Source organism: Bacillus sp. FSL H8-0547, assembly GCA_038002745.1.
Lineage (GTDB): Bacteria > Bacillota > Bacilli > Bacillales > Bacillaceae > Bacillus_P.
The window spans coordinates 1617426-1630385 of sequence record JBBODD010000001.1; the positions used below are offsets into that span (position 1 = coordinate 1617426).

Here is a 12960-nt window from a genome sequence, read left to right on the forward strand (position 1 = left end):
ATTTACTCAACCGTCACACTCTTAGCAAGGTTACGCGGTTTATCCACGTCACAGCCTCTGTGAAGAGCTGCGTAGTAAGAGATCAATTGCAGTGGAATAACAGAAGCAAGCGGCGTCAGTTCTTCGTGTACAGCAGGAAGAACGAAACGGTCGTCTTCTTCTTCTAAGCCTTTAAGGGCGATAATGCATGGGTTGGCTCCGCGTGCTGCTACTTCTTTCACGTTTCCGCGGATGCTTAAGTTAACATGCTCCTGTGTTGCAAGCGCGATAACCGGCGTGCCGTTTTCAATCAGTGCGATTGTTCCGTGCTTAAGCTCTCCTCCGGCAAAGCCTTCTGCCTGGATGTAAGAGATTTCTTTAAGCTTCAGGGCGCCTTCAAGTCCTACATAGTAGTCGACTGAACGGCCAATGAAGAAGCAGTTGCGTGTTGTAGAAAGGTATTCGCGTGCAATGTATTCCATTTCTTCTTTTTGATCGCAAAGGACTTCCATTGCGTTTGCGACAATACCCATTTCTTTTACGATATCAAAGCTTAGGTTAATGCCTCTTGCTTCAGCTGTAACTGCTGCAAGGATGGCAAGTACGCCTAATTGCGCAGTATATGCTTTTGTAGAAGCAACAGCAATTTCAGGCCCTGCATGAAGCAGAAGCGTGTGGTTTGCTTCACGTGAAAGCGTAGAACCAGGTACGTTAGTGATTGTTAATGCCTGGTAGCCAAGCTCTTTAATTTGAACAAGTACGGCACGGCTGTCTGCTGTTTCACCGCTTTGTGAAATAAAGATAAACAGCGGCTTTTCAGAAAGTATCGGCATGTTGTAAGAGAATTCACTCGCAACATGAACCTCAACAGGTTTCTTCGCCCATTTTTCAATGAACTGTTTACCGACAAGACCGGCATGGTAGCTTGTTCCGCATGCTACGATGTAAAGGCGGTCAGCAGCATCCACTGCGTCAACAATCGCCGGATCCATCGAAAGCTTGCCTTGGTCGTCCTGATATTTTTGAATGATCTTCCGCATAACAAGCGGCTGCTCATCGATTTCTTTAAGCATGTAGTGAGGGTATGTTCCTTTTTCGATATCGCTTGCGTCAAGCTCAGCTGTATATGGAGCACGCTCAATAACTTCACCCTGAAGGTTCTTGATCGTAACAGCTTCGCGTTTCACAAGGACGATTTCTTTATCCATTAGCTCTACAAATTGGTCTGTAACCTGCAGCATTGCCATTGCATCTGATGCAACAACATTGAAGCCGTCACCAAGACCGACTAGAAGCGGGCTTTTGTTTTTTGCAACAAAAATGGTTTCTGGATTTTGCTCATCTAAAAGGGCAATGGCGTAAGAGCCTTTTAAGATCGACAGTGTTTTGCTGAACGCTTCTTCAACATCTGCACCCTGGTTTACAAACTTCTCAATAACCTGTACCACAACTTCTGTGTCTGTGTCACTTGCAAGAGCTACGTCCTGAAGGTATTCACGTTTAAGGCTTGAATAGTTTTCAATTACACCATTGTGTACAAGCGTAAAACGGCTTGAAGCACTTTGATGGGGATGTGAGTTGCGTTTGCTAGGGGCGCCATGAGTCGCCCAGCGAGTGTGACCGATTCCAGCTGTAGAAAGAACATTCGCATCCACTTCTTCGCGAAGAATGGCGATGCGGCCTTTTTCTTTAAACACATGAACTCCGTCTTCATTTATTACAGCAATACCAGCTGAATCATAACCGCGGTACTCAAGCTTTTCAAGACCGCGAAGCAAAATTTCCTTTGTATCCTTTTGTCCAATATAACCAACGATTCCGCACATACTAAAGTATCCTCCCATTAGGCGGGGGACAGGCCAAGTCTCGGGGACCTGTTAATCTGTCCCCTCACACATGTCTATATTTTTAGGTGATTACGTTCTTCCCTTTGTGCAAAAAGTTGCCTCTTTGTTTTCAGGAGAGAGCTTGCGGCTGTAATCGTCAACCGGGAGGCATCCGCCGAACTTTCGATAATCCTCCATCCTCGTCAACTAAGCTTTTTCCGTTCTGCTTAGTTCAGGCGCTTTTCGTAAAACGTACTAACTATGCTCCTTTCTCTGTCTAAAATCAAAACACAAAAGTAATCTTACTATACGACAATCAAATCGTCAATTCGTTTTGTGATTCAGAAAGATGCACCCTTTAGTATATGAATTACGAAAAAGATTGTTCCCCCGCTTTCATACCCTGTTCATCCGGTTTTTCAAACCTGTCGGGAGGAGACAATGAGGTATGTTTAGTATGGGGCAGCAAATGAATGATTTATGTCTGTGAATTATAGTTAAAAAAGACCTGCCAGTACCGGCAGGTCTTTCGATTTATAAGCTTATTCTGTTCCCATTTCAGCTTTTACTACAGCTACAATGCGTGACACATATTGCTCGCATAGCTCTGCAGTCGGCGCTTCAGCCATAACACGCACAAGCGGCTCAGTTCCGGAAGGACGCACCAGGATGCGGCCGTCTCCGTTCATTTCCTGTTCCACTTCAGCAATGACCTGCTTTACTTTCATGTTGTCTGTAACTTTATGCTTATCTGTCACTTTCACATTAATCAGAAGCTGCGGGAATTTCGCCATTTCTGAAGCAAGCTCAGATAGGGATTTCCCGGTTACTTTCATGATATTTACAAGCTGGATGGCTGTAAGAAGACCGTCGCCGGTTGTGTTGTGGTCAAGGAAAATGATATGCCCTGACTGCTCTCCGCCCAGGTTATAATCGCCTTTTTTCATTTCTTCTACAACGTAGCGGTCACCGACAGCTGTTTGAACGCTCTTCATGTTATTCGCTTCAACTGCTTTGTAGAAACCAAGGTTACTCATAATCGTTGATACAACCGTTTCTTTTTTCAATCTGCCATGCTCGTTAAGGAACTTTGCACAGATGAACATGATTTGATCGCCATCGACGATCTCCCCTTTTTCATCAACGGCAATAAGGCGGTCACCGTCTCCGTCGAATGCAAGTCCTACATCCGCTCCTTTTTCTTTCAGGAAGGCTGCAAGTGCTTCAGGGTGAGTCGATCCTACACCGTCATTGATATTAAGGCCGTTCGGCGTTGTTCCCATTGTGGAAACATCTGCATCAAGGTCTGCAAAAAGGTGCGTTGCAAGGGATGAAGTCGCTCCGTTTGCACAGTCAAGCGCAACGTGAAGACCTGTAAAGTCCTCATCAACTGTCTGCTTCAGGAACTGCAGATATTTCTGGCCGCCTTCAAAATAGTCGTTTACCTGTCCCAAATCAGATCCTACAGGTCTTGGAAGTGTATCTTCTGCCTGATCCATCAGTCCTTCGATTTCAAACTCCTGATCATCTGACAATTTAAATCCGTCTGGCCCAAAGAATTTAATGCCGTTATCCTGAACAGGATTGTGGGATGCTGAAATCATCACGCCAGCCTGGGCTCCAAGTGCTTTCGTCAAATATGAAACGCCTGGAGTTGAAATGACTCCTAAACGCATAACTTCTGCTCCGATTGAAAGTAGTCCCGCTACAAGGGCACCTTCAAGCATGTGTCCCGAAATGCGTGTATCTCTTCCAATCAGCACTTTTGGACGTGTTGAATCTTTCGTAAGAACATATCCTCCAAAGCGTCCGATTTTAAATGCCAGTTCAGGTGTCAGCTCACTGTTTGCAACGCCTCTTACACCATCAGTTCCAAAATACTTTCCCATTCTAGTATCGCTCCTTTTGACTGTTTCAATCATCATGATTGCTTTGAAGAAATCTTTACGTTCACTTGCTCTTCCGGCAGACTCCACTTAATGTCCTGAGGTCCGTTCACTTCAACTTTCACGTCGTGTTCACCGTCCGACAGGTCATTCACATTGATGAAAAGCTCAAGGTCGGATGGATTCATCTTCTCAAGGACGTTCGGCGCTGCTGTAACACTCAGATCAAGCTCCCTTGAGTCAGGGTCTGTAAACTGAAGGATTTTCCCTTCACCAAGCCCTCTGATGCGGACAGGCAGATTCTCAAATACGCGCTCTTCTTCCTTATCAACGTCAACTTTAATTTGTATTTTTTCCGGGCTTACTTTTGTCGCACCGTCAGGAACGGGAATATCAACATCCAGTACGGTGTCATCTTTGATTTTGCTCAGGTCCACTGTCACCCCGTCAATAAACTCAAGAGGATTCAGAACATCCTGCGGACCATAGACGGTCACTTCATTAGGTACAGCCTCAATGCTCGCTATGCTGAGCCCTTCTCCAAGCTCGCCCTCATTTTTTATGTTTAAAGGCAGCTTTTTGCTCGGGCTTGTAATCGGCACCGTTACGTCTACAACGGACGGATAGGCTTCAACAGCCAGAATATTGCCGTCTTCGTCGTACACCGTCACTTTTGATTCCTGGTCCAGTGTTTCATTCGCATTTTGCAGGTTCACTCTTGTTTTGATCAGCGCAATGCTGTCAATAAGGGTTTTGGATCCTGTTACCCTGACAACACTTGGCTTCACAATCGGCTCCTGCGCCGTATATCCGGCTTCTATCTGGTTTTTATTAATAAAATCCACTTCAACCGGGAAATCACGCGTTACTTTTTCTTCTACATTCACCGTAATGACCGAAGGATTTAAATTCACTTCCAGGTTATCCGCTATATTTTTATGCTTCAGCTCAATTCTGTGTGAGCCGATTGAAAGGTCGGACAGCTCGGCATATATTTCAAAGTCCTTCAGCTGCTTTGCTTTTAAAAGTGAATTGGTTGGTCCGCTTAATGTGACATCGACTGTCTCCGGCACACCTGTTATCACTACATTGTCCTGATCCTGATACGTCTTTACTTCCACATCCTGAATGGTCTCTGTCCCTTTAGATGATTGTGAAGGTGCAGAAGGGAAGACAGATGTAACAGGTCCTGTCGTCTGCTTCTTTGGTGCAGGAGATTCGATGTTGACAGATATATAGAGCATAAGCGCCATAAGCAGCGCGATAATTCTCATGACCCAATGATTGTTTATCATCTTATCCATTCTTCTTCCCCCTCCACTGCCACAGGTTTGAAGAAGCGGCTTTCGCCTGTTTACCAAATTCCGAAACGAGTATCTCACTCAAAGATTCAACCGTCAAATTTCTGTGAAGCTCGCCGTTTCTCGTTACCGAAATACTTCCGGTCTCCTCCGATACGACAATTGTAATACTGTCTGTTACTTCACTGATGCCGACTGCTGCGCGGTGCCTCGTCCCAAGCTCTTTTGAAATAAACGGACTTTCCGAAAGAGGCAGGTAGCAGGCTGCTGCTGCAATCTGGTTTTTCTGAAGAATGACAGCTCCGTCATGAAGCGGAGTGTTCGGGATAAAGATATTGATTAAAAGCTCAGAAGATAAAGCTGAGTGAAGCGGTATGCCCGTTTCTATGTAATCGCTCATCCCTGTTTCTTTTTCAATTGTTACGAGTGCGCCGATGCGGCGTTTTGCCATGTAATCCGTTGCTTTCAGGATGGCATCAATAATTTTCTGCTGTTCTTCCTCCTCTGGGGCCCCGCTTCTTGAGAAAAGTTTTCCCCGTCCCAGCTGCTCCAGTGCTCTCCGCAGCTCAGGCTGGAAAATAATAATAATCGCAAGAAAACCCCATGTTAACGCTTGGTCCATGAGCCATTGCAATGTTTGCAGCCCTAAATACTGGCTGAGTGTCCGAACGAGGATGATCACGATAATGCCTTTTAAAAGCTGAACGGCCTTCGTGCCCCGTATCACCATAATCAACTTATATATAACGAACCAAACCAGGAGAATATCAACGGCGATGCCGAGGTAGTGCAAGAATGGAAAATCCTCAAGTGCCATATTCTCTTCCTCCATCAGTTTTAGTCATTTGCACAGGACTATAACTACGATATTATATCATATAATCTGCAATTAAACCGTATTGTAGTCATTTAAGGACGGACAGCCTGCGCTTTTGAGTCCATTTGTCACGGCACCCTTTCAGACAATAAAAAAAGGCCGCCAGGGCCCATTACTGAAAAATATCGACGACCTCTTTTGCAAGAGATTTCATCTGGTACCAGATCCATTCAAATGCTTCATTGATTTCTTCGACTTCGCCTGTGACCTTCCCGGCTGAAGCCATATATTTCTCACCGTTTATGACGGTGACATCTCCCTCTACTTTTCCCTCAATCTTCAGCGTTCCGCCTTTAACGGTTACATCACCCTGAACCGTTTCGCCTTCTGGAACGGTAACCGTATTATTTTCAACAACCAGATTCGGCTGTTTGGATACACTGAAGTCTGAATCTCCCGACCAGGAAGAAAACAGGCTTCCCGTCATCAGCAGCACAAACAGAGAGGCGGCCGCAAGCATCGGATGACCTTTAAGCCACCTGCCGACACCTACGCGCTTCTTTTCTTCAGGAAGGCTGTTCATAACGGCCTGCGTGAAATTTAACGGAGCTTCAATATGCGAGGTGCTTTGCACCAGGGCGATGGATTTCTCCAGTTCATGCAGGTGCTTCGCACACTCTGAGCATGACTGAAGATGTTCTCTGAGGATCCTTTCGTCCGCTTGCTTTATATCATGATCGAGATACTGATGAATCCGCTCAATCATTTCCTCTGAACATTTCACTTAACATCACCTCAACTTATAAATGCCTTAATTGCTTCCTGAGAGCTTCCCGTCCTCTGTGAATTCTCGTTTTCACCGTCCCGATGGGCATATTGAGAATTTCACTGATTTCAATTAAAGAAAGCTCATCTATATACTTTAATACGATGACCGACCGATATTTATCAGGGAGCTTTAAAATTTCTTTCTGAATCATTTGCTGAAGTTCCATTGTCGCAACCTGATCCTCAGGCAGCGCAACATCTGCTGCAACCTGGGAATACATGGTGAGACCTTCTGTTCCGGCCACCTCTGCATCCAGATAGTAATCGGGTTTTTTCTTTCTGATCCGGTCAATTGTCAGGTTGGTTGCTATGCGGTATAGCCATGTTGAAAACTTTTTATCCATATCGTAGCTGTGAATATTGACGTATGCCCGTATAAACGCTTCCTGAGCAATATCCTCAGCCTCATGAGAATTCCCAAGCATGCGGTAGCAAAGCTGATAAATCTTGTCCTTATACAGATCTACTATTTCTGCAAATGCATTCTGGTCGCCTTTTTTCACTTGTTTAATCCTGTTTTTTACGATTGTCTCCATGATACCCCTTACCTCCGCACAAATCGCGGATTCCCCTTATTACGTATAAGCCGAATAAAAGGTTTCATTTTTTTCACATAAAAATAGTTTAACAAATTTTAGGTGTCCTGTAGATGGCTTTTGAGGAGGTTTATCTTAAATCTATCTTAAAAGATTCCCGTAAAAATGGAAAGGGCATAGCCTCAATCAGCTATGCCTTTTGTCCCCATTATTATTTGAGCTTTTCTCCGAATAAAGAGCCCATTAAAGCAACAGCTACTGTTGCGGTTTTATTTTTTTCATCCAGAATCGGATTTACTTCAACAAACTCTGCTGAGGTGATAATCTCTGATTCTGCAAGCATTTCCATAGCAAGATGACTTTCCCTGTAGCTGATGCCGCCAATAACAGGTGTTCCGACACCCGGTGCATCATGAGGGTCAAGCCCGTCAAGGTCCAATGAAAGATGAACTCCATCTGTACGCTCCTTCAAATACTCGATGGTTTCCTCCATCACCTTTGTCATGCCCAGACGGTCAATTTCATGCATGGTATATACTTTAATCCCTTTTTCCTTAATCAGCTCTTTTTCACCCTGATCAAGAGATCTAGCACCAATGATTACAATGTTCTCGGGCTTCACTTTAGGAGTATAGCCTCCAATTCTTGTAAGCGCTTCATCTCCAATTCCGATGCTTACGGCAAGAGGCATCCCATGAATATTGCCTGATGGTGACGTTTCTCCGGTATTTAAATCGCCATGGGCATCGTACCAGATGACTCCGAGATTCTCATAGTGCTTCGAAACCCCTGCAAGCGTTCCGATCGCAATGCTGTGGTCTCCGCCGAAAACAAGAGGAAAGGCACCCGATTTGATTGCTTCATCCACCTGTTGTGAAAGCTTCACACTGGCCTCTGATACCGCTTTCAAGTTTCTCAGATTATTGGCTGCTTCTTCTTCTCTGTTCGCACGTCCAATCTCAATATCGCCTTTATCTTCAATCTCATAGCTGAGCCCTTCCAATCTCTCAACAACACCGGCATATCGAATCGCACTTGGCCCCATATCGACACCGCGGCGCATTTGTCCAAGATCCATTGGTACTCCAATAATTGATATTCTTTCTTTCATTACAATCATCCCCCTTAGTAGAAGCCTGTGCCTCTATTGTACGTTCAAAAGGGGAGATGACTCAACTCGACAAAATCGTGTATATATATACAGAGTTTTCTGTTAAAAGGACAGCCCGGTAACGCATCTGTCCAGTTTGCAGCACACTCTGTCCTTCAATCAGCATTTATGGAAAACAAAAAAACCTAAGACTATAAAGTCTTAGGTTTAAAGATGGAGCCTAGCGGGATCGAACCGCTGACCTCCTGCGTGCAAGGCAGGCGCTCTCCCAGCTGAGCTAAGGCCCCGAATATGGAGCGGAAGACGGGATTCGAACCCGCGACCCCCACCTTGGCAAGGTGGTGTTCTACCACTGAACTACTTCCGCAATATCATGCGGGTGAAGGGACTCGAACCCCCACGTCAAAGACACTAGATCCTAAGTCTAGCGCGTCTGCCAATTCCGCCACACCCGCATATTAAGGAAAAAATGGTGTGCCATGAAGGACTCGAACCTTCGACCCTCTGATTAAAAGTCAGATGCTCTACCGACTGAGCTAATGGCACAATATGAAAACACTCTTTTGATCCTGCGCAGACACACAGTTCAAAAAAATGGCTGGGCTAGCTGGATTCGAACCAGCGCATGACGGAGTCAAAGTCCGTTGCCTTACCGCTTGGCTATAGCCCAATGAAAGTATGTATTTTCTAAAATTGGAATTGACCGTAAAAAGGTTTATGTAAACTAACCTTATTATTTACAGTCCAGACACATTCTATTCACTTTCCGCTTGTTTAAATAAAATGGTGGAGGGGGACGGATTCGAACCGCCGAACCCGGAGGGAGCGGATTTACAGTCCGCCGCGTTTAGCCACTTCGCTACCCCTCCACATTTCAGTGGTGCCGGCGAGAGGACTTGAACCCCCAACCTACTGATTACAAGTCAGTTGCTCTACCAATTGAGCTACACCGGCATTAAAGTAAAGGTATTAAATTCTTATGGTGGAGGATGACGGGCTCGAACCGCCGACCCTCTGCTTGTAAGGCAGATGCTCTCCCAGCTGAGCTAATCCTCCAGAAGAAAAGAATGTTTAGTATTTCACATAAAAAAACAATGGTGACCCGTACGGGATTCGAACCCGTGTTACCGCCGTGAAAGGGCGGTGTCTTAACCGCTTGACCAACGGGCCAGTTGAAATTGTAGTGTAAGCTCCCAACCGGGCTTGAACCGATGACCTCTTCCTTACCATGGAAGTGCTCTACCGACTGAGCTATGGAAGCATGGCTCCGCAGGTAGGACTCGAACCTACGACCGATCGGTTAACAGCCGATAGCTCTACCACTGAGCTACTGCGGAATAATATAATAGTATGATTTGTTCACAAGCCTGGCAACGTCCTACTCTCACAGGGGGAAACCCCCAACTACCATCGGCGCTAAAGAGCTTAACTTCCGTGTTCGGCATGGGAACGGGTGTGACCTCTTTGCCATCATCACCAGACATAGTGACAAAAATTATTATACTATGAAATCCGAAGATTTCAAGCTTTTTTTGAAAGAAGTTATTCTTTCAAAACTGAATAACGTTTGATAACAAGATTCACGTGCAATTTACGCTTAGTTAGACTGTGGTTAAGTCCTCGAACGATTAGTATCTGTCAGCTCCACACGTCACCGCGCTTCCACCTCAGACCTATCAACCTGATCATCTTTCAGGGTTCTTACTCACAAATGTGATGGGAAATCTCATCTTGAGGGGGGCTTCATGCTTAGATGCTTTCAGCACTTATCCCTTCCGCACATAGCTACCCAGCGATGCCTTTGGCAAGACAACTGGTACACCAGCGGTGCGTCCATCCCGGTCCTCTCGTACTAAGGACAGCTCCTCTCAAATTTCCTGCGCCCACGACGGATAGGGACCGAACTGTCTCACGACGTTCTGAACCCAGCTCGCGTACCGCTTTAATGGGCGAACAGCCCAACCCTTGGGACCGACTACAGCCCCAGGATGCGATGAGCCGACATCGAGGTGCCAAACCTCCCCGTCGATGTGGACTCTTGGGGGAGATAAGCCTGTTATCCCCGGGGTAGCTTTTATCCGTTGAGCGATGGCCCTTCCATGCGGAACCACCGGATCACTAAGCCCGACTTTCGTCCCTGCTCGACTTGTAGGTCTCGCAGTCAAGCTCCCTTGTGCCTTTACACTCTGCGAATGATTTCCAACCATTCTGAGGGAACCTTTGGGCGCCTCCGTTACATTTTAGGAGGCGACCGCCCCAGTCAAACTGCCCGCCTGACACTGTCTCCCAGCCCGGTAAGGGCTGCGGGTTAGAATTTCAATACAGCAAGGGTAGTATCCCACCAATGCCTCCACCGAAGCTGGCGCTCCGGCTTCCAAGGCTCCTACCTATCCTGTACAAGCTGTACCAAAATTCAATATCAGGCTGCAGTAAAGCTCCACGGGGTCTTTCCGTCCTGTCGCGGGTAACCTGCATCTTCACAGGTACTATAATTTCACCGAGTCTCTCGTTGAGACAGTGCCCAGATCGTTACGCCTTTCGTGCGGGTCGGAACTTACCCGACAAGGAATTTCGCTACCTTAGGACCGTTATAGTTACGGCCGCCGTTTACTGGGGCTTCGGTTCAAAGCTTCGCTTGCGCTAACCTCTCCCCTTAACCTTCCAGCACCGGGCAGGCGTCAGCCCCTATACTTCGCCTTGCGGCTTCGCAGAGACCTGTGTTTTTGCTAAACAGTCGCCTGGGCCTATTCACTGCGGCTTTTCAGGGCTATTCACCCTAAAAAGCACCCCTTCTCCCGAAGTTACGGGGTCATTTTGCCGAGTTCCTTAACGAGAGTTCTCTCGCTCACCTTAGGATTCTCTCCTCGCCTACCTGTGTCGGTTTGCGGTACGGGCACCTCTCACCTCGCTAGAGGCTTTTCTTGGCAGTGTGGAATCAGGAACTTCGGTACTAAATTTCCCTCGCCATCACAGCTCAGCCTTATATGGGAAGCGGATTTGCCTACTTCCCGGCCTAACTGCTTGGACGCGCATATCCAACAGCGCGCTTGCCCTATCCTCCTGCGTCCCCCCATTGCTCAAATGGTGAGGAGGTGGTACAGGAATATCAACCTGTTGTCCATCGCCTACGCCTTTCGGCCTCGGCTTAGGTCCCGACTAACCCTGAGCGGACGAGCCTTCCTCAGGAAACCTTAGGCATTCGGTGGAGGGGATTCTCACCCCTCTTTCGCTACTCATACCGGCATTCTCACTTCTAAGCGCTCCACCAGTCCTTCCGGTCTGGCTTCGACGCCCTTAGAACGCTCTCCTACCACTGTTCGTAAGAACAGTCCGCAGCTTCGGTGATACGTTTAGCCCCGGTACATTTTCGGCGCAGAGTCACTCGACCAGTGAGCTATTACGCACTCTTTAAATGGTGGCTGCTTCTAAGCCAACATCCTGGTTGTCTAAGCAACTCCACATCCTTTTCCACTTAACGTATACTTTGGGACCTTAGCTGGCGGTCTGGGCTGTTTCCCTCTTGACTACGGATCTTATCACTCGCAGTCTGACTCCCGAGGAGCAAGTCTTTGGCATTCGGAGTTTGACTGAATTCGGTAACCCGATGAGGGCCCCTAGTCCAATCAGTGCTCTACCTCCAAGACTCTCATACTCGAGGCTAGCCCTAAAGCTATTTCGGAGAGAACCAGCTATCTCCAAGTTCGATTGGAATTTCTCCGCTACCCACACCTCATCCCCGCACTTTTCAACGTGCGTGGGTTCGGGCCTCCATTCAGTGTTACCTGAACTTCACCCTGGACATGGGTAGATCACCTGGTTTCGGGTCTACGACCACGTACTAATTCGCCCTATTCAGACTCGCTTTCGCTGCGGCTCCGTCTCATCAACTTAACCTTGCACGGGATCGTAACTCGCCGGTTCATTCTACAAAAGGCACGCCATCACCCGTTAACGGGCTCTGACTACTTGTAAGCACACGGTTTCAGGATCTTTTCACTCCCCTTCCGGGGTGCTTTTCACCTTTCCCTCACGGTACTGGTTCACTATCGGTCACTAGGTAGTATTTAGCCTTGGGAGATGGTCCTCCCGGATTCCGACGGGATTTCACGTGTCCCGCCGTACTCAGGATCCACTCTGGAGGGAACGAAGTTTCGACTACAGGGTTTTTACCTTCTATGACAGGCCTTTCCAGGCCGCTTCATCTACCCCGTTCCTTTGTAACTCCGTATAGAGTGTCCTACAACCCCAAGAGGCAAGCCTCTTGGTTTGGGCTGATTCCGTTTCGCTCGCCGCTACTTGGGAAATCGCATTTGCTTTCTCTTCCTCCGGGTACTTAGATGTTTCAGTTCCCCGGGTCTGCCTTCAGTACCCTATGTATTCAGGTAAAGATACTGTTCCATTACGAACAGTGGGTTTCCCCATTCGGAAATCTCTGGATCAAAGCTTACTTACAGCTCCCCAAAGCATATCGGTGTTAGTCCCGTCCTTCATCGGCTCCTAGTGCCAAGGCATCCACCGTGCGCCCTTCATAACTTAACCAAAATTGGTCAATCGTTTGTTTAGACTGTAAAGTCTAAGAAAAATCACTATGGTAAGCGTAAATCTCAGTGAATTACTTGTTATCAATTACGTTATCCAGTTTTCAAAGAACAACCGGCAGATCATCAATGATTGCC

7 protein-coding genes, 11 tRNA genes and 2 rRNA genes are annotated in these 12960 nt (G+C 47.0%); all 20 read right to left on the bottom strand.

The window, feature by feature from the left end:
• Positions 1 to 2: 2 nt before the first annotated feature.
• On the bottom strand, positions 3 to 1805 hold the full coding sequence (glmS, locus tag MHB63_07895) for a glutamine--fructose-6-phosphate transaminase (isomerizing) (protein ID MEK3806486.1): 1803 nt from the start codon (positions 1803 to 1805) through the stop codon (positions 3 to 5).
• 542 nt (positions 1806 to 2347) lie between these two features.
• Positions 2348 to 3694: a phosphoglucosamine mutase gene (gene glmM / locus MHB63_07900; protein MEK3806487.1), complete on the bottom strand. Its 1347-nt coding sequence runs from the start codon at positions 3692 to 3694 to the stop codon at positions 2348 to 2350.
• Positions 3695 to 3726: 32 nt separating this feature from the next.
• Positions 3727 to 4995 carry a CdaR family protein gene (locus tag MHB63_07905; GenBank protein MEK3806488.1) on the bottom strand — a complete coding sequence of 423 codons (1269 nt, stop codon included), beginning with the start codon at positions 4993 to 4995 and terminating at the stop codon, positions 3727 to 3729.
• The gene (cdaA, locus tag MHB63_07910) at positions 4988 to 5809 is read right to left on the bottom strand and encodes a diadenylate cyclase CdaA (GenBank protein ID MEK3806489.1); all 822 of its coding nucleotides are present in this window, start codon (positions 5807 to 5809) and stop codon (positions 4988 to 4990) included. Before cdaA ends, MHB63_07905 begins: the two co-directional genes overlap by 8 nt.
• A gap of 172 nt (positions 5810 to 5981) precedes the next feature.
• Entirely contained in the window at positions 5982 to 6593 is a 612-nt protein-coding gene (gene rsiW, locus MHB63_07915; GenBank protein ID MEK3806490.1) for an anti-sigma-W factor RsiW, read from the bottom strand.
• A gap of 16 nt (positions 6594 to 6609) precedes the next feature.
• Entirely contained in the window at positions 6610 to 7173 is a 564-nt protein-coding gene (gene sigW / locus MHB63_07920) for an RNA polymerase sigma factor SigW (GenBank protein MEK3806491.1), read from the bottom strand.
• A 211-nt stretch (positions 7174 to 7384) separates the two neighbouring features.
• Positions 7385 to 8284: an arginase gene (gene rocF, locus MHB63_07925; GenBank protein MEK3806492.1), complete on the bottom strand. Its 900-nt coding sequence runs from the start codon at positions 8282 to 8284 to the stop codon at positions 7385 to 7387.
• Between the two features lie 214 nt (positions 8285 to 8498).
• Positions 8499 to 8571: transfer RNA gene (locus tag MHB63_07930), tRNA-Ala, on the bottom strand.
• Between the two features lie 5 nt (positions 8572 to 8576).
• A tRNA-Gly gene (locus MHB63_07935) sits at positions 8577 to 8651 on the bottom strand.
• A gap of 7 nt (positions 8652 to 8658) precedes the next feature.
• Positions 8659 to 8739, bottom strand: a tRNA-Leu gene (locus MHB63_07940).
• A gap of 15 nt (positions 8740 to 8754) precedes the next feature.
• Positions 8755 to 8830: transfer RNA gene (locus tag MHB63_07945), tRNA-Lys, on the bottom strand.
• 49 nt (positions 8831 to 8879) lie between these two features.
• Positions 8880 to 8954 (bottom strand) — tRNA-Gln (locus MHB63_07950).
• A gap of 114 nt (positions 8955 to 9068) precedes the next feature.
• A tRNA-Tyr gene (locus MHB63_07955) sits at positions 9069 to 9153 on the bottom strand.
• A gap of 9 nt (positions 9154 to 9162) precedes the next feature.
• Positions 9163 to 9238: transfer RNA gene (locus MHB63_07960), tRNA-Thr, on the bottom strand.
• Positions 9239 to 9264: 26 nt separating this feature from the next.
• Positions 9265 to 9340 (bottom strand) — tRNA-Val (locus MHB63_07965).
• A 39-nt stretch (positions 9341 to 9379) separates the two neighbouring features.
• Positions 9380 to 9454: transfer RNA gene (locus MHB63_07970), tRNA-Glu, on the bottom strand.
• A gap of 18 nt (positions 9455 to 9472) precedes the next feature.
• Positions 9473 to 9545 (bottom strand) — tRNA-Thr (locus tag MHB63_07975).
• Position 9546: 1 nt separating this feature from the next.
• Positions 9547 to 9621, bottom strand: a tRNA-Asn gene (locus MHB63_07980).
• A 28-nt stretch (positions 9622 to 9649) separates the two neighbouring features.
• Positions 9650 to 9765 (bottom strand): 5S ribosomal RNA (gene rrf, locus MHB63_07985).
• A gap of 127 nt (positions 9766 to 9892) precedes the next feature.
• A 23S ribosomal RNA gene (locus MHB63_07990) occupies positions 9893 to 12823 on the bottom strand.
• Between the last annotated feature and the right edge of the window lie 137 nt (positions 12824 to 12960).